Source organism: Treponema endosymbiont of Eucomonympha sp. (assembly GCF_001028545.1).
This window is the reverse complement of sequence record NZ_BBPW01000485.1, coordinates 1-544: the sequence shown is the minus strand read 5'-3', so window position 1 is coordinate 544 and position 544 is coordinate 1. Positions and strand designations below refer to the sequence as shown.

The 544-nt window shown below is 52.8% G+C and carries 1 protein-coding gene; it reads left to right on the top strand.

Features of this window, described 5'->3' with window-relative positions:
• Nucleotides 1-316 precede the first annotated feature (316 nt).
• Nucleotides 317-544: hypothetical protein (locus AWU74_RS07700; protein WP_162505048.1), on the top strand; the 228-nt coding region annotated here is incomplete at its 3' end.

Genomic DNA, 544 nt, shown 5'->3' with positions numbered 1-544 from the left:
TAAATACGCGATAAGCGCTTACGCATTCTACCGGAACCAGCACGCTCTTGTCGTAGGGATCAATTTCCCAGCCCATCCCGCCCCGATTATTAGAGGAAGTGGTTCCTAAAATATTATCGCATTTGGATGTCTTGGATATTCGGTAGTATTCCTTCCCTGCGCGTGGTACTATGTCGCTTGCGCCTACCCAATGAGTATCAGAGGCATCCCCGGTGTAATTGACTTGTATCCCTATATAATAGCTGTGGAGGCGGGTATCATTCAGGTTGTTGAAGGTACTGGCGGATAATTGACCGTAACATAGCGCGGCTATAATATGCACAGCAAAACCTGCGCTTTAGCGCTGCTGCTCCTGTTCCGCATAATCGGCGCCGCCGGAGCGCAGCGCATAGTTTCCACGTTTGAGCCGCTAAAAAATAGTGAACGGCTGGCATACAGCGCCGGGGATAAAGGACGCAGGATGAGCCTCTATGCGCAGGACAGCCGGTCGCTCAAAACAACGCGCTTGCTCGGCTCGTGGGACGGCGTTACCGAATGGGGCGGC